The sequence below is a fragment of the Bradyrhizobium sp. RD5-C2 genome (assembly GCF_019972155.1).
Taxonomy (GTDB): Bacteria; Pseudomonadota; Alphaproteobacteria; order Rhizobiales; family Xanthobacteraceae; genus Bradyrhizobium.
The window spans coordinates 172,516-194,986 of record NZ_BOVL01000013.1 but is presented as its reverse complement, the minus strand read 5'-3'; the positions used below and the strand labels follow the sequence as shown (position 1 = coordinate 194,986).

At 62.7% G+C, this 22,471-nt stretch carries 16 protein-coding genes; 13 read left to right on the top strand and 3 right to left on the bottom strand.

What is annotated here, in order from left to right; genetic code table 11:
- Positions 1–6: 6 nt before the first annotated feature.
- Positions 7–2,355 (top strand): NAD(P)-binding protein, encoded by a 2,349-nt coding sequence (locus BraRD5C2_RS17615; protein ID WP_223970005.1) that lies wholly within the window; start codon positions 7–9, stop codon positions 2,353–2,355.
- On the top strand, positions 2,352–5,363 hold the full coding sequence (locus tag BraRD5C2_RS17610; protein WP_223970004.1) for an FAD-dependent oxidoreductase: 3,012 nt from the start codon (positions 2,352–2,354) through the stop codon (positions 5,361–5,363). The genes BraRD5C2_RS17615 and BraRD5C2_RS17610 overlap by 4 nt, the downstream gene beginning before the upstream one ends.
- A gap of 213 nt (positions 5,364–5,576) precedes the next feature.
- Here BraRD5C2_RS17610 and BraRD5C2_RS17605 read toward each other — a convergent pair whose 3' ends face one another.
- Together BraRD5C2_RS17605 and BraRD5C2_RS17600 are read right to left on the bottom strand one after the other, a co-directional pair.
- Positions 5,577–5,855, bottom strand: a complete 279-nt coding sequence (locus BraRD5C2_RS17605) for a hypothetical protein (protein ID WP_223970003.1) — start codon at positions 5,853–5,855, stop codon at positions 5,577–5,579.
- Between the two features lie 110 nt (positions 5,856–5,965).
- Positions 5,966–7,798: an outer membrane protein assembly factor BamB family protein gene (locus BraRD5C2_RS17600; RefSeq protein WP_223970002.1), complete on the bottom strand. Its 1,833-nt coding sequence runs from the start codon at positions 7,796–7,798 to the stop codon at positions 5,966–5,968.
- 262 nt (positions 7,799–8,060) lie between these two features.
- Between BraRD5C2_RS17600 and BraRD5C2_RS17595 the strand changes: the two genes are divergently transcribed.
- The 3 genes from BraRD5C2_RS17595 to BraRD5C2_RS17585 all read left to right on the top strand — a co-directional run bounded on the left by BraRD5C2_RS17595 (position 8,061) and on the right by BraRD5C2_RS17585 (position 11,856).
- A complete protein-coding gene (locus BraRD5C2_RS17595; RefSeq protein ID WP_223970000.1) occupies positions 8,061–9,641 on the top strand; it encodes a sugar ABC transporter ATP-binding protein in 1,581 nt (526 codons plus the stop codon).
- Positions 9,638–10,630: an ABC transporter permease gene (locus BraRD5C2_RS17590; protein ID WP_223969998.1), complete on the top strand. Its 993-nt coding sequence runs from the start codon at positions 9,638–9,640 to the stop codon at positions 10,628–10,630. Before BraRD5C2_RS17595 ends, BraRD5C2_RS17590 begins: the two co-directional genes overlap by 4 nt.
- A gap of 74 nt (positions 10,631–10,704) precedes the next feature.
- Positions 10,705–11,856: a substrate-binding domain-containing protein gene (locus tag BraRD5C2_RS17585; protein WP_223969996.1), complete on the top strand. Its 1,152-nt coding sequence runs from the start codon at positions 10,705–10,707 to the stop codon at positions 11,854–11,856.
- A gap of 80 nt (positions 11,857–11,936) precedes the next feature.
- Here the strand turns inward: BraRD5C2_RS17585 and BraRD5C2_RS17580 are convergent, their stop codons facing one another.
- Complete coding sequence (locus BraRD5C2_RS17580; protein ID WP_223969994.1) at positions 11,937–12,731, bottom strand: DeoR/GlpR family DNA-binding transcription regulator; 795 nt, start codon at positions 12,729–12,731, stop codon at positions 11,937–11,939.
- 352 nt (positions 12,732–13,083) lie between these two features.
- Here BraRD5C2_RS17580 and deoC point away from each other — a divergent pair, with 352 nt between their 5' ends.
- From deoC to BraRD5C2_RS17540, 8 genes are all read left to right on the top strand, one after another.
- Entirely contained in the window at positions 13,084–14,001 is a 918-nt protein-coding gene (gene deoC, locus BraRD5C2_RS17575) for a deoxyribose-phosphate aldolase (protein WP_374708016.1), read from the top strand.
- A gap of 10 nt (positions 14,002–14,011) precedes the next feature.
- Positions 14,012–16,399 carry an aldehyde dehydrogenase family protein gene (locus BraRD5C2_RS17570; RefSeq protein ID WP_223969990.1) on the top strand — a complete coding sequence of 796 codons (2,388 nt, stop codon included), beginning with the start codon at positions 14,012–14,014 and terminating at the stop codon, positions 16,397–16,399.
- An 80-nt stretch (positions 16,400–16,479) separates the two neighbouring features.
- Entirely contained in the window at positions 16,480–16,935 is a 456-nt protein-coding gene (locus tag BraRD5C2_RS17565) for an RbsD/FucU family protein (RefSeq protein ID WP_223969988.1), read from the top strand.
- Between the two features lie 4 nt (positions 16,936–16,939).
- A complete protein-coding gene (gene rbsK / locus BraRD5C2_RS17560) occupies positions 16,940–17,863 on the top strand; it encodes a ribokinase (RefSeq protein ID WP_223969987.1) in 924 nt (307 codons plus the stop codon).
- A 7-nt stretch (positions 17,864–17,870) separates the two neighbouring features.
- Positions 17,871–18,746: a carbohydrate ABC transporter permease gene (locus BraRD5C2_RS17555; RefSeq protein ID WP_176533088.1), complete on the top strand. Its 876-nt coding sequence runs from the start codon at positions 17,871–17,873 to the stop codon at positions 18,744–18,746.
- Positions 18,743–19,780 (top strand): carbohydrate ABC transporter permease, encoded by a 1,038-nt coding sequence (locus BraRD5C2_RS17550; RefSeq protein ID WP_223969986.1) that lies wholly within the window; start codon positions 18,743–18,745, stop codon positions 19,778–19,780. Before BraRD5C2_RS17555 ends, BraRD5C2_RS17550 begins: the two co-directional genes overlap by 4 nt.
- Positions 19,781–19,829: 49 nt before the next feature.
- On the top strand, positions 19,830–21,269 hold the full coding sequence (locus BraRD5C2_RS17545) for an extracellular solute-binding protein (RefSeq protein WP_308444432.1): 1,440 nt from the start codon (positions 19,830–19,832) through the stop codon (positions 21,267–21,269).
- A gap of 80 nt (positions 21,270–21,349) precedes the next feature.
- The gene (locus tag BraRD5C2_RS17540) at positions 21,350–22,441 is read left to right on the top strand and encodes an ABC transporter ATP-binding protein (protein WP_223969984.1); all 1,092 of its coding nucleotides are present in this window, start codon (positions 21,350–21,352) and stop codon (positions 22,439–22,441) included.
- The last annotated feature ends 30 nt before the right edge of the window (positions 22,442–22,471 follow it).

The window sequence follows — 22,471 nt, the reverse complement described above, 5'->3', positions numbered from 1 at the left end:
TCGTGCATGACGAAGCAGAAGATCGCCATTCTGGGTGGAGGAATGGCTGCGCTCGCAACGGCATTCGAGCTGACGCAACGTGAGCATTTGCGAGATCGCTTCGAGATTACGATCTATCAAATGGGCTGGCGCCTCGGAGGAAAGGGGGCGTCTGGGCGCGACGATAAAGGACGCGTCGTCGAGCACGGTCTCCATATCTGGTTCGGTTGCTACGAGAACGCATTTAGTATGTTGAGGGCGGCCTACGAGGAGTGGAATCCTAAATGCGGCCAGCAGATTCGGTCGGTAGCGGATGCTTTGAAAGCTCAGTGCGATTCGGCCATTGGCAGTGGCGATGCTCCCGATGTGATTTGTCTGAGTTGGCCATCCGGCGCGGCCGGCTTTCCCGGCGACGGGAACGCGGACCTTTCGCCGTTCAGTGCGTTCGCGCAGATGCTTTGCGTCGTGCAATGCTTCTATGACCAGCTAATTTGTTCGATGCCGGGCATATCGACTAAGGTGGATCTGGACGACGACACGAGAACGCTTCTGGATGCGGTGGACGTTGACTACCGCAAGTACACAACGCCAAAGACCGACCTGCTCCGGTTCGATCCCGCTACAAAAGTATCCATCGACGTCAAGTGGTGCGCGTCGCTCGCGCGCGACTGGTCAAAAGCGCTTGCGAGCGTGGTTGCCGATCCTAGCGAGGTTCAACTGCGCGCCTTTGTGAACTTCATCAGGAGCTTTGCCAAGGCCGTGCTATCGCCGACCTTCGTAAAGGATGGCGCCGGAATGTTCATGGCGCAACTCATAGACGTCGGAACGGCAACCATAAAGGGCATCATCATCGATATGATGCTTGGTGGAATATCCATTCGCGAGCTGGATCTGATGGATTTTCGCGAATGGCTTTCGGTCTGTGGGGCGGCTCGCGATTCGACCTATGGCTCGCCAATCGTTCAGGCACTTTACGATTCCATGCTGCAATACTGTGATGGAGACCGGCGGCGTCCAAGCTATGGGGCCGGGACCGCAGCCCAGGCCGTCGTTCGGCTTTACGGTACCTACCGGGAATCCTTCGCCTTTGAAATGCAATCAGGGATGGGTGAAGTCGTCGTAGTGCCGATTTATCGAGTCTTGAAGCAGCGCGGCGTGAAGTTTGAATTCTTCCGGAAACTCAAGCGTCTGGAGCTGGATCCGCAAGAAGGATCTGTTGCCCGGATCGTATTTGATCGACAAGTGAATCTTACGAAGAAAGAATATTGTCCGACCATCCGCCCGCAACCCTGCAACGGAAATCTGGAATGCTGGCCGGAGACGCCGCTATGGAGCCAGATTTGCAATGGGCGAAGGCTTCAGGAGCAGGGAGTCGATCTCGAATCGCACTGGTGCTGTCACAACGTTGGTCAAGAAACCCTCGAGTGGGGAAATCACTTTCACACCGTCGTCCTTGCCATTCCCGTTGGTGCGTTCAAGAAGTTGAATGCCGCGCCGGGTCCGTGCGATCAACTCATCGCAGCCAACAACAGGTTTCGCACGATGACGGAGACTGCGATTTTGGTTCCGAGCATTTCGGTTCAGCTGTGGTGCTCTGTGCCGACGGCGACCGGACTGGGCTATCCGCCAAGGCAGGCAATCCCGTCACGCTCGCCGGCGAAGACCGTAATATCTACTGGACCGGATCCGCTCGACATATGGGCAGACATGTCTCAAGTCTTGAAGTACGAGCGGCGGCACGACCAGGAGCAGCCGAAGTCGCTGCAATACCTGTGTGGAGTGCTCGAGACTGAGCTATTCCGCCAACCTCCCGACCGAACCAACGTACCTGCTGATGCGAAGAAGCTCGCTGAGGATCTCGCGATCAGCTGGCTGAACCATAAGTCGTTCAATGTGTGGCCCGACGCAATTTCGCACGGGGGAGGCTTCAACTGGGATAACCTTTTCGCTTACACTCATGCCGAAGGCCCTTGTCGGATCAAGCAGCAAGTCTGTCGAGCAAATGTTGATCCATCGAGCTGTTGCGTCGTATCGGCGGCCGGCTCGACGCAGTGGCGGCTGGCGACCGAAGCGTCCGGTTTTGACAATCTTTACCTGGCAGGGACGTGGATTGACACTGGATTCAACACCGAGTGCATCGAAGCGGCGGTAATATCAGGGATGCAGGCAGCCCGTGCCATTTCCGGTGCGAGCTTTGCAATCACGGGGGAAGATTTCCTGAGATTTGGAGACGGGGTTTCCTCGCTCGCTGCGCTGGTGGCTAACGGAGTGACCTCGTTGTTGGAAGCTGCGGTCGGTGCCGCATCCGACGACGTCGACGTCGACTTCCAACTGTGGCATGGACGGTCACGCGAACAACGCACGAGACTTCGATGACGGAGAAGACGCGAATTGCAATTCTCGGCGGCGGTATTGGCGCGCTCACGGCGGCTTTCGAGCTGATCGAGCAGGATTCGGATGAGCGCTTCGACATCACGATCTATACACTCGGGTGGCGCCTCGGCGGCAAGGCCAGCGTCGGCCGTGACGAGACCAGAAACTGGCGCGGGCTTGAGCATGGCCTTCACGTTTGGGCCGGATTCTACGACAATGCATTCGACCTAGTGCAGCGCCTATACGCTCGGCTGAACCGCCCGGCGGGGGAATGGCGCAGCAAGTTCGAGGGCCTGAATCATTTTACGGTGATGGAATACGTGGACTGTGCGTGGAAGCCATGGGTGCTTCAAGCACGTCCGAACGCGTTCGATCCGGGGATCGGACTGCTGGATCTGGCTCCGACGACTCTCGTGAAGAATCTGTTGTCCTGGGCTGAGCAGGCTTTCCTTGATTCGGTACTCGGAAGCTCCGAAGAACCAAACGTGCGACGGCAAATCCAGCAGGACACCATGGACGTGCTCGGAACGCGGGAAGTGTTTCCGACGCCGCTGTCCGCGATAGCGGTGCTGCTCGATAGACCCACATCGGCAATCAACACGATCAGTTGCGATGTGAAGCAGCTCGTCGCTGGATTCCGGAGGCAGCTGGGGAGCGCTCGCACCGCCATGCACGGGAAAGATGCGGCCTTGGGGCAGGCCAAAGATGACGAGGCTCGCCGCCTCCAGATTCTCTTCGACCTGGCGGCGGGACTGATACAGGGACTGTTGTCAGAGGAGGTGCTCCGAGATGGTTTGGACGCTATCGACCATTTGGAATGGTCGTGCTGGATGGAGAAAAATGGGTGCGCCTGCGAGAGCCTGAATTCCGGCGTCGTTCGGGGATGCTACGACTATGTCTTTGGTAGCGTCAAAGGCGTATGCGAGGTCGGAGCCGGTGTCGGGACGGTGGGATTGCTCAGGCTGCTACTTACCTACCGGGGATCGATTTTCTACACGCTGCGTGAGCCGATGGGCGACTTTCTGTTCGTGCCGCTCTACAAATACCTTCGAGACAAGGGAGTAAAGTTCAAGTTCTTTCACAAACTGGAGAAGCTCGTACTATCGACCGACGAGAGTGCGATACAAAGCATCGAGCTCCGCCGCCAGGTCGAGCTACAAAATCCAGAATGCGACTATGAACCGCTGATCAAGAATCAGGAGACCGGTCTCGAGAGTTGGCCTTGCCACCCTCTTTACAAACAGATCGACGACGACGGTACGTTAAAGCGATACGATCTGGAATCGTTCTGGACCAAATGGAAAGATGCGGGGTCGCTGACGCTACAGCGACGTCCAGCCCCTGGCACCCCGATCGACGAGACGTTCGACATTGCGATCCTTGCGACCGGCTTTGGAGGGCTCGAGAAGACCGCGTGCGATCTCTCGACCGGTTATCCGGACACCTGGGGCAAGTGCCTAGCAAATATCAAGACGATCCCGACATTGGCCCTGCAACTATGGTTGAAGAAAGATACGGCCCAGCTTGGCTGGGCGGATCCGCGGACCGTCATGGTCGGCTTTGAACCAGACAGCGAAGGACCAGGTTCTACACCGCTGAATTCGTGGCAGGACAACTCGCCGTTGCTCGCCAACGAGACCGGGCAGGGCGCACATGCGTCGCGATCGTTGGGCTACTTTGTCGGTGTCTTTCCCGAAGATGGGTCGTCCACCGGGCCAAGCTATCCGAATTCCGAACTCGCTCGGGCGAAGTCGCTGATCATCAAGTGGATGAACAAGGATTTGCCGGAGATCTGGCCCAAGTGTCGCGATCCCAATTTGCCGAAGTTCGACTGGGATCTGCTGGTCGTTCCGGCGTCGGTGCAGCAGCAGGGCGAGGCGCGGCTCGACTCTCAATATATCCGCCCGAACATAAATCCGTGGGAACGCTACGTCCTTTCAAAGCCCGGCACCCTTCAATGGCGCCTTTGGCCGGATCGATCGGGTATCTCAAACTTATTTCTCGCGGGCGATTGGACCCGCACCGGATTGGATTCCGGATGTATTGAAGCGGCGGTCATGTCCGGCCGTGTAGCAGCGAGAGCGATAACAGGAGCGAGCATGAATATTCCCGGTTACGGCAACTATCGCAAGATTCCCGTTCCCATCACGCTGCTGCCTTTCGTCAATTTGCTCAAGCGGTTGAAGACACGCGCCGCCGGCGGCGTAGGGACGATGGAAGGTTACTGCATTACGATTTGGCGCGATACCAAACTGGTTCAAACGTTATTGCCGCCGAACCTCTCGCTCGCCCCTCCGCGCGGCATCGTCACTCCGGACCCGAAGAAAGATCAGCACCCGATTGTTTTTCTTTTTTGTCGACAGAAGAATGTTCGGCCCGGCTTCGTCCCGATTGGCGGCGTGAATTATCACGAGATCATTGAGCTCGTTCCCTTCGTGAAGAGGAAAGATGCCGATGACCCAAGCGGTGGTCCGTTCAGCTATATGCCGCATCTCTTTCTTGACGAGCTTGCGCCCGTTTTGATCGGCGTCAATCTTTATGGCTACAACAAGCGGCTCGCCCGTATCGCGTCGGCGGGGGGAGCCTTCGAGCTGAATTGTGATCTCGGCGAGATAAGCACCGATCTATCCGCAAAGGGACTACCGGGAAGAGCCGGTACGGCGCGCTTTTCGCGCTTGAAACTGGTGCGCCAGATGCTCGAGCATCCGTTAATCTCTCAAACGACGAATGGCATCTTTGTTTACTCTCATCTCGATTTTTTCTTCGACACGGCAACGTTTCAGGGCGTGCATGGAGAAGTCGCTATCCTTCCCCCGTTCGATCCCGACCCAGCAGACGCGTTGGGCACGTCCAAGGTCAAGAGTATTCTCGATGAAGAATACGGTGCGTTCAGATTCGAGACGAACTGGAGTTTGAGTGTACCGCTCTCCGCCGGGGACGAGCAATCGAACGTCGTTCCCCCAGACCTTCAGGAGTTCGCCAGCAAGCTTCTTTCAATTTACAAACCTTGATGGCTTGACGATCTGCTCGGATGGCTGAAGCCAAGTACAACAGCTGCCCCGCTGCAGAAAATAGCGCTGCGAAATAGCGAACCTAGCGGCGTAGCGCGCCGACGGCTCGAACCTCCCGGATACGGGCCGAAGGGGCGACCTTCTGTTGCGCGAAAGAGAAGCCAACCACCGATTGACCACCGAAACCCCGTGAACAAACACCGATAACGGTGGTCAATCAGGATCGATCTTCATTGATTTTGTTGATTTTTTCGGCCGCTGACTACGTTCGGGACGCAGGGGTCGCAGGTTCGAATCCTGCCACTCCGACCATTCTTCCAAGCACTTATAGTTTCTGTGTTTTTTGTGCGCAACGAAATGCGCATCGATTTGCGGCGCGGCAGCCATGTCCGTCGATTCGATTCGACGCCGTTCGGAACCTGACACGCGACGATTGTTGGGCGCGAGGGTAAAGGCGCCTGACGTGATGTTGCGTAGCACGTCACCAAGCACCAGAAGGCCTCCCGCCGGATCTCTCAGCCGATCCTGGCCGACATCAAAGCACGAATAGCCCGCGGCGAGTAGTGCTCAACGTGCCGTCGCAAATGCTGACATTGCGCTTCTCAGGGGTTGCCAACCTCGAAGGCCAGCAGAACGTTGCCGGGCAGGCCGCCCCATTGCGCGTAGCCGGAATTGACATACAGCATGCCGTCGACGACGACCGCGCCGGGGCCGTCCATGGCGCCGCCACGGGCCGGGACGCCATTCACCGTGGCGTAGTCGCGCGCGGTGTCGATCTCCCAAAGCAGCCGTGCATCATCGGTGGCGTAGGCGCGCAGGAAGCCGCTCACGCCGCCCGAGAAAACGACGCCCGGAATGAGGGTGACCGCGGCGGATAGCGCAGGACTGCACTGTGGGCGATCGCCACAGGCAACCGGCGCTACCTGCATTTCGATTTTCCCGGTCGCAAGATCGAGGCCGAACAGGCCGCCGCCTTCGCTTGAGTTAAGACGCCTCGAACCGTCCCGCAGGAACCGCACGTCGGAATTGGCGACATAGATTCGGTCCTGGTCCGCGGCGGAGCCCCACTCGGTTCCTCCCAACGGGCCGCCTTGGCCGATCCGCGTCTGCCACAGGATCTTGCCCTCATGGTCGGGATCGAGCGCGTGCACCACGCCGGATTTCTGGCCGATGACCAACTCGCGTTGTCCGTCATGCAAGGTCACCAGGATCGGCGATTGTCCGAAGTCGTGGTCGGGACCGCGGTCCTGCGGACAATTGCTCTGGTCGGTGCCGAAGCACGCAACGACGAAGCTGTCCTTGGGCGTGGCCTGCTGATGCCAAAGCATTTTGCCGGTCGCGAGATCGAATGCGAGGATGGCATCGCTGGTGTCGGTTGCCGGATCGGCATAGCTGTTCGACGTCGCGACATAGAGCGCCTGGCGCTGAGCATCGATCGTCGGTGCGGACCAGACCGACGCGCCGGCCGGCCCGAACAGCTGAGTCCCGATCGCGTTCGTCCGCGTGGGATGCGGCGCTTCAGCGATGGTGTAGGTCTTCCAGATCTGCGCACCGGTTTCGGCCTTCAGCGCAACGACGCTGCCGCGAAACGTGCAGCATTGGTAGGTTGGCCGAGACCCCGTCGCCTCCTCGATCGATGACACCCCGACATAGACAACGCCGGAATAGAAGGTCGGCGCACCGGTAATCCGCGCGGCCGGATGATCCTCGACCTTGCTCTTCCAGATCAACGCGCCGGTCGTCGCATTCACCGCGTAGACGTTGGCGAGCACATCGCCGAAGACGATGGCGGATTGGCCATTTTCCATCGGGACAAGACTGATGGCCGCCCTGACCGGCGCCTCGGTCGGATACACCCAGCGGGTGCATCCGGTTTTGGCGTCGAGGGCATGGACCTTGCGATCGCCGCCGCCGACGAACAGCAAGCCGCCGATGACCGCCGGCTGAGCGTAGGCAGCGGACGTACCAGGAAACCCGAACGCCCACTTCAGACGTAGCCGCGGGACCTGGTCTGGCGTGAGGCCGGCCATGGCCGCCGGTTGAAACCGGCTGTTGTTGAGATCCGTGCCCCAGCCGTTCCACCGTGGTCCATCGATCGGCTGCGGGAAACCGGCCTCGCTCTGCGCGCATTGGCCTGCACTGGCGGCCGACGCATGCGAGGCAGCCTTGCCGGTGACGAGTGAAGCGATCGCCGCCCGCTCGTCATTGCTCAGTCCCTGCGCGAAGGACGACATCGCGCCGGTGGTGATCGCACCCAGAACTTCATCGAACGACTTCGATTGCAGCGCGGTGCGGCTCGGCGCGCGAATATCGGTGTTGGTGCTGTCGTGGCACTGCGCACAGCGCTGCGCGTAGAGGGCGGCACCGCCTTGCTGCGCAGTCGCAGGAAGGCACGACCAGATCAGGACGACGGCAATCGCAGCACTCAGTTTCATCGCGGTTCACCGGCGTTGGCTTTGATGAGATGAGCGACTGAAGCCTAGCACAACCTGCCGGCTTCCATCGCGCGTGGGAGGCCGGCGGCGTGTGCCGGGCAGGGCCGAACCTGATCGCGGCCGGCCGTCCCCAATTGGAGCGCCTGACGGCGTGATCTCCCATTGACAGGTCGCTTGATGTGATAGAATTATAACACAATAAGTTGCAAAAATAACAAGATGTCATCATCGCATCAGCGTTCCGCGCGGCGATGGGAGGAAAATGGAATTGTCCGGTTCGATCGCGGCAGAGCCTCAGCCGTCGGCGTCGCTTTTGATGGTCGATGGCATCAGCAAGCGCTTCGGCGGCGTGCGCGCGCTGCGCGACGTCAACCTCGAGGTCGTGTCCGGCGAGGTGCACGCGTTGCTGGGCGAGAACGGCGCCGGAAAATCCACTCTGATCAAGATACTTAGCGGCGTTCATGCCGCCGACAGCGGCACGATCGAAATCGCCGGCAAACCGGCGACGTTCGACAGCCCGGCACGATCGCGCGAGGCGGGGATCGCCGTCGTCTATCAGGACCTCAGTCTCGTCGAATCCCTGAGCGTCGCCGACAATCTGCTGCTTGGCCGCGAGCCCCGCGCGCGGTTCGGCTTCGTCCGCAAGCGCGAACTGATGGCCAGGGCCGAAGCGTTCCTGGGTGAGCTCGGCATTCCCCTCGATACCAAAGCGACGGTCGGCTCGCTGCCGTTCGCCTACCGCCAGATGACGGAGATCGCCAAGGCGTTGATGGGCGAGGTGCGGCTGTTGATCCTCGATGAGCCGACATCCTCGCTGACGTCGGACGAGGTCCGCATCCTGTTCGATGCGATCGGCAAGGCGACGCGCCGCGGCGTCGGCGTGATCTACGTGACCCATCGCCTCAACGAGGTGTTCGAGATTTCGCAGCGTGTCACGGTGCTGCGCGATGGCGCCAATGCCGGCACGTTCGTCACCGCCGATACCGACATGAAGCGGCTGGTGAACGCCATCATCGGAACCGATCGATTGGCGCCGGCAGCGTCGCGTGCCACGCCCGCGGCGGCGCGTTCGTTCGATTCATCGCCGGTTCTGTCGCTGTCGGGTGTGTCGAATGACCGGCTGTCGGCCGTCGACTTGTCGGTAATGAAGGGGGAGATCCACGGCCTTGCCGGATTGATCGGCAGCGGACGTACCGAGATTCTGGAGACCATCTTCGGACTTCGGCCGGCGGAAAGCGGCACGCTCGAGATCGAGGGCCGGCCATGGCTGCCGAAGAGCGCGGCGGATGCAATCGACCAGGGCGTCGCACTGGTGCCGGAGGATCGGCACGTGCAAGGCCTGGTCCTCGACCATTCGATCGAACGCAACATCACCTTGCCGCGGATTCCGCATTTCTCGCGCTGGGGCTTCATGCAGCAACGCGCTGCCTTCAGGCGTGCGGACGCTGCGGTCGCGCGGCTTTCCGTGAAGGCGCAAGGCGCTTCCAGCCTGGTCAGGACATTGTCCGGCGGCAACCAGCAGAAGGTCGTGTTCGGAAAATGGAACGATCCGCGGCCGCGCGTGCTGCTGCTGGACGAGCCGACGGTCGGCGTCGACGTCGGCGCACGCGAGGAAATCTACGGCGTGATCCGCAATGCCGCCCGCGACGGCAGTGGCGTCCTGATCGTCTCCTCGGATCTCGTCGAATTGATCGAGCTCTGCGACCGCATCTCGGTGATCGTCGACGGACGCGTGGCGCGAACGCTTGTGCGCGGCGAGATCGTTGATGCCGAAGAGCTCCATCATCTGCTGCAAATATACCAGGCCTCCGGACAAGGCGTATTGCAAGAGCTGCCCGCATGACTGAACTCACCGCGCCCAATGTCGTCGCCTCGTCGACCCGATCCGATCGCCGCCGCAAGCTCTTGCACAACCTGCTGCGCGGCGAGCGGCCCTACATGCTGTACATCGCCTTTGTGGTGCTGTTGGTCGTGTTCAGCCTGTCCTCGCCCTGGTTCCTGTCGGTCGACAATTTCCTGAATATCGGACGCCAGACGACGCTGGTGTCGATCATCGCGGTTGGCATGACCTTCGTGATCATCGCGCGCCAGATCGATCTGTCGGTCGCATCGACATTGGCGCTGTCGGGCATGGCCGCGGCGCTCGCCATGAGCCAGATCAGCAACAGCTGGATCGTCGGTGCGATTGCCGGGCTCGGTACTGGCGCGCTGGTCGGGCTGCTCAACGGCATCCTGACCACGCAGCTCTCGATCCCGTCGTTCCTGGTGACGCTGGGATCGCTGAGCATGGCGCGGGGGTTGGCGATGATGGTGACCAACACCAAGCCGGTCATCATCACCAACGAGACATACTTTGCGATTTTCGGCGAAGGCACGTTCCTCGGCATCCCCGTTCCCATCGCCTGGACGCTGGTGGCGATGATCGTCGGCATCCTGCTGCTGCACTACAACGTGTTCGGCCGCCGCATCTATGCGGTCGGCGGCAATCCGACCGCGGCGCTCTATTCCGGCATCAACACCAAATGGGTGACGACGGCGGCCTTCGTGCTGACCGGCGCGCTGGCCGGGCTTGCGGCGCTGGTGCTGTCCGCGCGCTCACACGCCGCGCGGCCCGACGTCGTGCAGGGAATGGAGCTCGACGTCATCGCCGCCGTGATCCTCGGTGGCTGTAGCCTGTTCGGCGGCCGCGGCTACATCCTGGGAACGCTGTTCGGCAGCCTCATCATCGGCACGCTCAACAACGGCCTCGTGCTGCTCGGCGTCAGCTCGCCGATGCAGCTCGTCATCAAGGGAGCGATCATTGTGGCCGCGGTCGCCTTCACGAAACGCTAGAGCACGATCCTCGAAAATGTAGGGGCAAGGTCGCCGGCCTCCGGTCAATCGGCGACCAAAAAAGGGAGGAAACAATGAAGTCAATCTTGCGACAAACTCTGCCGCTGACCGCGCTGATCGCGGCGACGGCCATTTCGATTGCCCCCTCGGCGCGCGCCGAAGTGCCAGCGAGCTGCGTCAAGGGCGTCGACCTCGCGACGCTTGGACCGAAATCCATCGTCGGCCAGGGACCGCACGGCGAGAAGGCCGCCTCGCCCGAGGTGCTCGCGCTGTCGGACGCCGACGCCGCCAAGGTCAAGGAGAAGCATTTCAAGGTCGGCATCTCCATGCAGACCGTCAATCTCGATTGGGCGCAGCTGCAGATCCAGGGCATCACCGACACGCTGAAGAAGTATGGCGTGACGGTGACGGGCGTCGCGTCCGCCGAATATCAGGTCGACAAACAGATCGCCGACATCGAGAACACCATCCAGCAGCATCCGGACGGCATCATCTCGATCCCGGTCGATTTCACCGCGACCGCGCCGACCTACAAGAAGATCGCCAAGGCCGGCATCAAGCTGGTGCTGATGGACAGCATTCCGACCGGCCTCAAGCATCCGGAGGAATATGCCTCGATGATCTCGGCGGACAGTCAGGGCAACGGCCAGATCGCGGCCCAGATCCTGGCCTCCTGCATGCCGCAGGGCGGCACCATCGGCCTCGTCAATTTCGGCGTCGACTATTTCAGCACCAACGAGCGCACCAAAGGTGTCCGCGAGTGGATGCAGAAGAACCGTCCCGACATCAAGATGAAGCAGGTCGACTTCACGGACCCGCCGAAGGTGTCGCAGATCGCGGGTGACTTCCTCACCGGCAATCCGGACATCAAGGGCCTGTTCGCGGTCTGGGATCAGCCGGCGCTCGACACGCTGAGCTCGATGCGCGCGCAGGGCATCGACATTCCGGTCACGACCGTCGACCTCGGCCTGCAATCGGCGATCGAGATCGCCAAGGGCGGTCCGTTGAAGGCGACCGGCTCGCAGCGCCCCTATGATCAGGGCGTCGCGGAAGCGATGGCGATGATGAACGCGCTGCTCGGCAAGGAAACGCCCGGCTGGATCGGCGTGCAGTCGCTGCCGGTGACGCAGTCGAACGTGCTGGAATCCTACAAGACGGTGTTCAAGAAAGAGCCGCCGCAGGAACTGACCGACGCCTGCAACAAGGCTAAGCCCGCCTGCAACTGAGCCGCACGAGTTCGATGCGTGGTCCCGCGAGCCCGCGTATCGTGAGCAGCCTGATCCGGGTGTGCCAGCCCCCGCTCGGATCAGGTTGCGCTGGTGACGTACTCGACGGGAAGGCTGCGGAAGTGCTTGCGCATGTCCGATGACGCCGCGCCGCCGACGATGATCCGCGAGAACGCGCGGATATCCGAGAAGAATGCCGATTTGAGACTGCCGAGCTTGCTCGCGTCGATCACCAGGATGCTCTCCATCGCGGTCTCGATGACGGCCTGCTTGACGGCGACCTCGTGAAAATTCGAGCAACTCGCGCCGCGGGTCCAGTGCACGCCGCCGGCGGAGATGAAGGCCTTGTTGATCCCGAGCCGCCGCAGATAGGACAAGCCGTCGTCGGACGCAAAGGACTGCGACGAGGGATGATAGAGTCCGCCCATCACCATCACCTGCGTCTTGGGCCGGTGCGTCACGATCGACGCCACGTTCATCGAATAGCAGATCACCGAGAGCGGCAGATCCTCGGGCAGGCAATCCGCCAGCGACTGCATCGTGGTGCCGCAGTCGATGAAGATGGTGTCGCCTTCCTTGATGGACGCGGCGGCAGCCCGACAGGCGAGGCGCTTGTCCTGGGTGTGCTGGTCGATCTCCTGCTCGAACGTGTACTTGATGCCGGTCGGAGACGCCGCATTGACGACGTAGCCGCCGAGCAGCGCGAGTGCGGCCTCCGGCCCGGCAAGGTCGCGCCGCACTGTCATTTCGGAAACCTTGAGGAGCTCGGCGGCGTCCTTCAGATGCAGCGCGCCACTCGATTCGACGGCGCGGCGCAGCCTCTGCAGGCGCTGGACGCGTGTCTCGCTTGGTCGTGCGTTGGAAGTTTCAGCCATTTTGATCGCCGAGCTTGCTTATCCGATTGACAATGATCTTACAATGTTGTGAGTTTATCAACGTCGTTTTGTTAAAATAATAACATCCAGTCCGGCGGGCTGATCGAGCGTTGGGGACGGCGTCGTTCCTCAGGCGGTCGGCGGACCCAGCGGTAAGGTCAGGGGAGGATCACATGTTGCGATCGACACATCCAATCTATCTGGCCACCTCCTCGATTCGCTAGGACCGCACGGCGCCGCCATGACGCAGAGCGTCTTCATACAGAATCCGTCCCCGTTGGCCGTGCAATCGCCTTCCCCGGGCGGCGAGCATGTGCATTCGCTGCCGCGCAACAGCGGCCGTGCGCTCGAGATGGACTGGGTCGACGACATCAGGATCAACCTGTCGGCCGCCGAACGGCGTGTTGCGAGCCTGCCAGGCCGGCGAACCGTGAAGAAGGACGCGCAGGCGGCGTGGCTGCTCAAGGCAGTCACCTGCATCGACCTGACGACGCTCAACGGCGACGATACGGCCGAACGGGTGAAGCGCCTCTGCGCCAAGGCCAAGGCGCCTGTGCGCGGCGATGTCATGGAGAAGCTTGGCTTTGCCGGGCGCGCCCTGCATACCGGCGCAGTCTGTGTCTACCATCGGTTCGTCGGTGCGGCTGTCGAAGCGCTCGATGGATCCGGCATCCCGGTCGCTGCGGTCTCGACCGGGTTTCCCGCAGGCCTCGTGCCGCACGAACTGAAGCTGAAGGAGATCGAGGCGTCGGTGCGGGACGGCGCGCAGGAGATCGACATCGTCATCACGCGCGAGCATGTGCTGACGGGCGATTGGCGGGCGCTTTACGCCGAGGTCCAGGATTTCCGCGCGGTCTGCGACAACGCGCATCTGAAGACGATCCTGGCCACGGGTGATCTCAAGACGCTGCGCAATGTCGCCAAGGCATCGATGGTCTGCATGATGGCCGGCGCCGACTTCATCAAGACCTCAACCGGCAAGGAGGGCGTGAACGCGACGCTGCCGGTGACGCTGGCGATGCTGCGGATGATCCGCCTCTATCAGGAGCGCACCGGCTACAAGATCGGCTTCAAGCCGGCCGGTGGAATTTCGACGGCAAAGGACGTGCTCACCTATCAGTTCCTGATGAAGGAGGAGCTCGGCCGCGACTGGCTCGAGCCGGATCTGTTCCGCATCGGCGCCTCCAGCCTGCTCGCCGACATCGAGCGGCAGCTCGAGCATCACGTGACCGGCCACTACTCGGCTTTCAACCGCCACCCCGTGGGATGAGACTCCAGCGATGAGCGTCGCAAGCTATTTCGAGACCATGGAGTATGGCCCCGCGCCCGAGGCGGACGGCGAGGCGCGGGCCTGGCTGGCGCGGCATGACGCCACGTTCGGGCATTTCATCGCCGGCAAATTCACAGCGCCGCACGCGGGCAAGCACCTCACGACGTCCGAGCCCGCCACCGGTAAAACGCTGGCGCGCATCGCGCAGGGCGACGCTACCGATGTCGAGGCCGCGGTCAGCGCAGCGCGCACCGCGCAGGCAGCCTGGGCAAAGCTCGGCGGTCACGGCCGCGCGCGTCATCTCTACGCGTTGGCGCGCATGCTGCAGCGTCACGCCCGGCTGTTCGCCGTGCTGGAGGCAATCGACAACGGCAAGCCGATCCGGGAAACCCGCGATCTCGACGTGCCGCTCGCCGCGCGCCATTTCCTCTATCACGCGGGCTGGGCGCAGTTGCAGGACCGCGAATTCGCCGATCAGGTGCCGATCGGCGTGATCGGCCAGATCATTCCGTGGAATTTCCCGCTGCTGATGCTGGCCTGGAAAATCGCGCCAGCGCTCGCCGCGGGCAATACGGTGGTGCTGAAGCCGGCGGAGTTCACCTCACTCACCGCGCTGCTGTTCGCCGAGCTGTCGGCCGAGGCCGGCCTGCCGCCGGGCGTGCTCAACGTCGTCACCGGCGACGGTGCGACCGGCGCATTGCTGGTCGAAAGTCCCGGCGTCGACAAGATCGCCTTCACTGGATCGACCGAGGTCGGTCGCCTGATCCGCCAGAAGACCGCAGGGACCGGAAAATCGCTAACGCTGGAGCTCGGCGGCAAGTCGCCGTTCATCGTGTTCGACGATGCCGATATCGACGGCGCGGTGGAAGGCGTGGTCGATGCGATCTGGTTCAACCAGGGCCAGGTCTGCTGTGCCGGCTCGCGGCTGCTGCTGCAGGAGGGCATTGCGGAGACATTTCGCAGGCGTCTGATCCGCCGCATGGAGACGCTTCGCGTCGGCATGCCGCTCGACAAGGCGATCGACATGGGCGCTGTCGTCGCGCCGGTGCAGCTCGAGCGGATCAAGTCGCTGGTCGAGACCGGGGTGAAGGAGGGCGCCGAGAAATATCAGGCGTCCGGTGCGCTGCTGTCGGAAGGATGTTTCTATCCGCCGACCCTGCTCTGGAACGTGCATCCGTCCTCGACGGTTGCGACCGAAGAGATATTTGGCCCGGTCCTGGTGGCGATGACGTTCCGCACGCCGGACGAGGCGGTGATGCTCGCCAACAACACGCGCTACGGCCTTGCCGCCAGCGTGTGGAGCGAGACGATCGGGCTCGCGCTCGACATCGCGCCGAAACTCCTGGCCGGCGTGGTCTGGGTCAACGCCACCAATCTGTTCGACGCCAGCGTCGGCTTCGGCGGCTATCGCGAGTCCGGCTTCGGCCGCGAGGGCGGCCGCGAAGGCATGTACGAGTATCTCAAGCCGAAGGCCTGGAGCGGACGTAAGGCCAGGGCCAAGGCATCGCCGCTGCCGACGGCGTCCGGCGCCAGCGCCGGCTTCGACGTGCCGCCGATCGATCGGACGGCAAAACTGTTCGTCGGCGGCAAGCAGGTCCGTCCGGACGGCAATTATTCACGCGCGGTGCTCTCGCCGAAGGGCCGCCGTCTCGGCGAGGCCGGCGAGGGCAATCGCAAGGATATCCGCAATGCCGTGGCCGCGGCGCGCTCCGCCGAGGGCTGGGCGCGGGCGACGGCGCATAATCGCGCCCAGATCCTCTACTATCTAGCCGAAAACCTTTCCGCGCGCGGCGACGAGTTCGCCCGGCGGATCGCCGACATGACCGGCGTCTCGGCAGCAAAGGCGCGCGCGGAAGTCGATGCGAGCATCGGGCGGCTGTTCAGCTATGGCGCTTGGGCCGACAAATTCGAAGGGACGATCCACGCACCGCCGCTGCGCGGCGTGGCGCTCGCGATGCACGAGCCGATCGGCGTGGTCGGTGTCGTCTGTACCGACGAGGCGCCGCTGCTCGGCTTCATCAGTCTGGTCGCGCCGCTGGTTGCGATGGGCAACCGGGTCGTCGCGGTGCCGAGCGAGCGGCATCCGCTCGCCGCAACCGACTTCTACCAGGTGCTCGAGACGTCGGACGTGCCGGGCGGCGTGGTCAACATCGTCACTGGTGACCGCGATGAACTGGTCAAGGTCCTTGCCGAGCATGACGATGTCGACGCGCTCTGGGCATTTGGGTCGCAGGACGCCTCGACGGCGGCCGAACGGTACTCGATCGGCAATCTCAAGCGGACGCTGGTCGATCATGGCCTGGCGCTCGACTGGTACGACAAGGCCGCGAGCGAGGGCCCGATCCTGCTCCGCCATGCCGTGCAGGTGAAGAACATCTGGATTCCATATGGCGACTAGGGATGTCACCTTGCGGTGATATCGATCGGGGTCCGGACCGTCAGAGTTCGGCTAGTTTGACGACAAGGGAGGGACGCAACATGCTCAAGGGCATCAATCCACTGCTCAATGCCGACGTGCTCTACGCCCTGCGGGCGATGGGGCACGGCGATCGCCTGGTGGTGTGCGACACCAATTTTCCGGCCGACTCGATCGCGCGCCAGAGCGTGCTTGGCGAGTTGCTGCGCATCGACAATGTGAGTGCTGCCAAGGCGGTCGAGGCCGTTCTCTCGGTGATGCCGCTCGATACGTTTGTCGACGATGCCGCGATCCGCATGGAGATCGTCGGCCAGGCTCAGGAAGTGCCGCCGGTGCAGCGCGAGGTGCAGGCCGCGATCGACCGCGCCGAGGGAAGATCTTGGCCGCTGGTCGGCGTCGAGCGCCATGCCTTCTACGAGAAGGCCAAGGCGGCCTATTGCGTGATCGCGACCGGCGAGCGGCGCTTCTACGGCTGCTTCCTGTTCAGCAAGGGCGTCATCGCGCCGGACGGGGAGTGACGACATGAGCAAGAATGGCGTCGCCGTCCTCGGCGTCTTCGTCGTCGACCTGGCGTTCCGCGCCGGCAACATGCCGGCGATCGGCGAAACCATCGCCGGCTCGGGATTCGCCATGGGGCCCGGCGGCAAGGGATCCAACCAGGCCGTCGCCGCCGCAAGGGCCGGCGCCAGCGTGAGTTTCATCTCGCGGATTGGCAACGACGCCTTCGGCGAGCTTGCAATCAAGACTTGGGAGGCCGAAGGAATCCGGCCGCGCGTCGCCAGGACGGCGGACGCGCCGACCGGAGCAGCGTTCATCTACGTCCACGAGACGCGCGGCGATAACGCGATCATCGTGGTGCCGGGCGCAGCGGGCGGGATCGGCCCGGCCGATGTCGATGCGGTGGCGGACGCGATTCGCGACTCCAGCGTGTTCGTGACGCAGCTCGAGCAGCCCGTCGATGCGGCGCGGCGCGGGCTCGAGATCGCACGCGCCGCCGGCAGCATCACCGTGTTCAATCCGGCGCCGGCGATCAAGTTCGACGCTGGCCTGTTTGCGCTCTGCGATTATGTCGTCCCCAACGAGACCGAGGCCGAAGCGCTGACCGGGATCGCGGTGAGCGATCTCGCCGGTGCCCGCCGCGCCGGCGGTGCGCTGCTGGCGAAAGGCGCGGGCACGGCGCTGATCACGCTCGGCGAGCGCGGCGCGTTGTTTCATGCGCGGGACCGCTCGCTGCACGTGCCGCCCTTCGCCGCCGGCAAGGTGGTCGATACAACCGGCGCGGGCGACGCCTTCGTCGGCGGTTTCGCGGCGGCGCTCGCGGATGGCGCCGATCCGCTCGAGGCCGCGCGGTTCGGCTCGGCCACGGCCGGGATCTCGGTGACCCGACCGGGCACGGCGCCCGCGATGCCGCGGCGCGCGGAGATCGACGCGCTGCTGAAGGGATGATCGCGCGATGATGCGGAATGATCCGATCAAGCATGTCTTCATCTGGCCGGCGGTGCTCGTCGTGCTGGCGATCTCGATCTTTCCGCTGATCTATTCGCTCACCACGAGCTTCCTGAGCTATCGCCTGATCCCGCCGATCCCGCCGCGGGTGGTCTGGCTCGGCAACTATGCGACGCTGTTGCAGGAGCCGCGGTTCTGGAACGCGATCTACACCACGACGCTGATTGCCTTCATCGCCGTCGGGCTGCAATACGCGATTGGTTTCGGTGTCGCGCTGGCACTGAACGCGCGCGTGCCGGGCGAGCGGCTGTTTCGTGTCGCCTTGCTGCTGCCGATGCTGCTCGCGCCCGTCGCAGTCGCGCTGGTCGCGCGCATGATGTTCAACCCGACGATGGGGCCGCTCAACCAGTTCCTGTCGAAGTTCGGCCTGGTCAACCTGCCGTTCCTCACCAACGGACATTGGGCGCTCGCCTGCATCATCGCGGTCGAGGTCTGGCAGTGGACCCCGTTCGTGATCCTGATGATGCTGGCCGGCCTGCAAACGCTGCCCGAAGACGTCTACGAGGCTGCCGAGCTCGAGAATGCGAGCGCCTGGCAGCAGTTCTGGGGCATCACCTTTCCGATGCTGCTGCCGATCTCGGCCGCGATCGTCTTCATCCGCCTGATCGAGAGCTACAAGATCATGGACACGGTGTTCGTGATGACGGGCGGCGGGCCGGGCGTGGACACAGAGACGCTGACGCTGTTCGCCTATCAGGAAGGCTTCAAGAAGTTCAATCTCGGCTACACGTCGGCGCTCAGCTTCCTGTTCCTGATCGCGATCACGATCATCGGCGTCACCTATCTGGCGCTGCTGCGGCCTCATCTGGAGAAGCGCCGATGAGCGGGCAGGGCTTGACGGGACTATCGCCATGGAGCCGCCGCCTGGTTACGGTCGGCGTCCTCGTCTGGTGTCTGATCACGGTGTTTCCGCTCTATTGGGTGGTCGTGACCGCGTTCAAGACGCCGCCGGGCGTGGTCGGCGGGCCGACCTATATGCCGTTCATCGACTTCACGCCGACCTTGCAGCCCTTCATCGATCTCTATCAGGGAATCCGCGGCGAGTTCTTCCACACCTTCCTGAATTCGACCATCGTCGGCCTGTCGGCGGCAGCCATCGCCACCGCGATCGGCGCAATGGCGGCCTACGCGCTGGTGCGCTTCGAGTTCAGGGTACGCCTTGGTGCGGGGCTCGTGTTCTTCCTGCTCGCGCTCGGCGGCTATCTGTTCTTCAACGCGACGTTCGGATTGACCCGCCCGCAGGCGCTGTTGCTCGCGTTTCCTATCGCGCTGATCGCTGCCGTCGCCGCCAATCGTTTGCCGTTGCCCGGACCGATCCTCGGCAATGAGGACATCCTGTTCTGGTTCGTCAGCCAGCGCATGTTCCCGCCGATCGTGACGGCCTTTGCGCTGTATCTGCTCTACAGCGAGATCGGCCGGCTCGGTTTCCAGCTGATCGACAGCTTCGTCGGCCTGACGCTGTGCTACGTCGCCTTCTCGCTGCCGATCGTGGTCTGGCTGATGCGCGACTTCTTCGAGGCGGTGCCGATCGAGGTCGAGGAGGCCGCGATGGTCGACAACGTGCCGAGCTGGCGCATCTTCTTCGGCATCGTGGTGCCGATGTCGATGAACGGGCTGCTGGCGACGTTCATGATCACGCTGGCCTTCGTCTGGAATGAGTTTCTGTTCGCGCTGTTCCTGACCAATTCCAGATGGCAGACGCTGCCTATCCTGGTGGCGGGACAGAACAGCCAGCGCGGCGACGAATGGTGGGCGATCTCGGCTGCGGCGCTCGTCGCCATCGTTCCCATGATGATCATGGCGGGCCTGCTCAGCCGGATGATGCGGTCGGGCCTGCTGCTCGGGGCCATCAAATAGCAAAAAACCTTGTAGGGAGGACTAGACGATGTTGCGACGGACGTTCCTGATGCTGACCACCTCGCTCGCGATGGCCTGCGCCGCGAGTCAGGCGAATGCTGCCTGTAGCCCGGATTACACCGGCGTCACCCTGACGGTGGCGTCGCAGACCGGACCGTATATCGCATCCGCGCTCAAGCTAGGCGCGGACGAATGGACCAAGAAGACCTGCGGCAAGGTCAATGTCGTCGAGTTTCCATGGTCCGAGCTCTATCCGAAGATCGCGACATCGCTCACGGCGTCGGACGCGACGTTCGATCTCGTCAGCTTTGCGCCGGCCTGGCTGCCGGATTTCGTCCCCTATCTCAGCGAGATGCCGAAGGAGATGCAGTCCGGCAAGGATTGGGACGATATCGAGCCGGCCTATCGCGAACGCCTGATGGTGTGGGAAGGCAAGATCTACTCGCAATCGATGGACGGCGACGTCCACACCTATACGTACCGCACCGACCTGTTCAGCGATCCCAAGGAGAAGGACGCGTTCAAGGCCAAATACGGCTACGACCTCGCGCCGCCGAAGACCTGGAAGCAATATCTCGACATCGCGGAGTTCTTCCAGCGGCCCGACAAGGGCCTGTGGGGAACGGCGGAAGCGTTTCGTCGCGGCGGTCAGCAATTCTGGTTCTTCTTCAGCCATGCGGCGGCCTACGCCAACAGTCCGAACTATCCGGGTGCGATGTTCTTCGACCCCGAGACGATGGACGCGCAGATCAACAACCCGGGCTGGGTGAAGGGGCTCGAGGAATACATCCGGGCATCGAAACTCGGGCCGCCCAACGCGCTGAACTTCTCGTTCGGCGAGGTGAACGCAGCCGTGGCCGGTGGGCAGGTGGCGGAATCGATCGGCTGGGGCGACACCGGTGTGATCGCCGCCGATCCGAAGCAGTCCAAGATTTCGGGCAAGGTCGGCTCGGCGATGCTGCCCGGTTCGGACGAGATCTGGAACGCCAAGACCAAGAAATGGGACAAGTTCCCGAGCGTCATTCCGGGACCGTTCATGGCGTTCGGCGGCTGGCAGATCGCGGTGCCGAAGGCCGGCAAGAACCAGCAGGCGGCGTGGGACTTCGTCAAGACGCTGACGAGCCCCGAGGTGTCGGGCCAGGCGGCGATCACCGGCGGCAGCGGCGTCAATCCCTATCGCAAATCGCACACCGCCAATCTGCAACTGTGGAGCAAGATCTTCTCGCCGAAAGAGGCCAAGGAATATCTCGGCGCGCAATCGGACTCCATCAACGCCAAGAACGTCGCGCTCGACATGCGTCTGCCCGGCTATTTCTCCTACACCGAGGTGGTGGAGATCGAACTCGGCAAGGCGCTGGCCGGCCAGACCACGCCGCAGGCGGCGCTCGACGCGATGGCGAAGGAGTGGAATCGCCTGACCGACGAGTTCGGCCGGGCCAAGCAGCTCGCCGCCTATCGCGCGGCGATGGGCCTCCCGCCCAAGAACTAGCTTTCCAGTGAGACGTCCCGGATGATGCGCGAGCGTCATCCGGGGCTTGACTAGCCGTCGAAGGGACGGAAAAGGATTCCATGGCGCACGTCGAGATCGAGAACGTCAGCAAGGCATACGGGCCCTACAAGATCATCGAAGGGCTCGACCTCAACGTGGCCGACGAGGAGTTTGTCGTGCTGGTCGGCCCGTCCGGCTGCGGCAAGACCACGACGTTGCGCATGATCGCGGGACTGGAGGCCGTCACCGGCGGCACCATCCGGATCGGCAACCGCGACGTCACCCAGTTGCGGCCCGGCTTGCGCAATTGCGCGATGGTGTTCCAGAACTACGCGCTCTATCCGCACATGACGGTCGGCGAGAACATCGGCTACGGCATGAAAGTGCGCGGCGAATCGCGCGCCAGCATCGAGAAGGCCGTCAACGACGTGGCACGCGTCCTTGACCTGGAACAGTACCTGCAACGTCGGCCCAAGCAGCTTTCCGGCGGGCAGCGCCAGCGCGTGGCGATCGGCCGCGCCATCGTGCGCAGCCCGGATGTGTTTCTGTTCGATGAGCCGCTGTCCAATCTCGACGCCAAGCTCCGCATTGAGATGCGGACCGAGATCAAGGCGCTGCATCGCCGTCTCGCCAAAACGATCGTCTATGTCACGCACGACCAGGTCGAAGCCATGACGATGGCCGATCGCGTCGTGGTGATGAACAAAGGCCGGATCGAGCAGGCGGCCGATCCGATTACAATCTACGAGAAGCCCTCTAATCTGTTCGTCGCGGGCTTCATGGGCGCGCCCAGCATGAACTTCATCGATGGTGAGATCATTGCCAGCGACGGCGCGCTCACCTTCACCGCCCCATCCGGCACGGCTTTGCGCATACCGAAGTCCCGCGAGGCGGCCTACGCAGCAAGCGTCGGCAAGCCCGTGGTGCTCGGCGTGCGGCCCGATCATGTGTTGCGGCAAGGCGCGCCGGCGGGTTCTTCCGTCCGGTTGCTCGTGAAAGACGTGGAGCCGCTGGGGCCGCACACGCTGGTGATCGGGACGGTCGCGGGCTTTGCGTTCACCGCGCAAATGCCGGTTGGCGTCGCCGCGGAGCCGGATCACGTCATCGACGTCGCGCTCGATCTTGAGCGAACGCATTTGTTCGACAAGACGTCAGGGATGGCGATTTCCTGATCTGCTCCGGCGACGGTGGCAGGCTTGCGG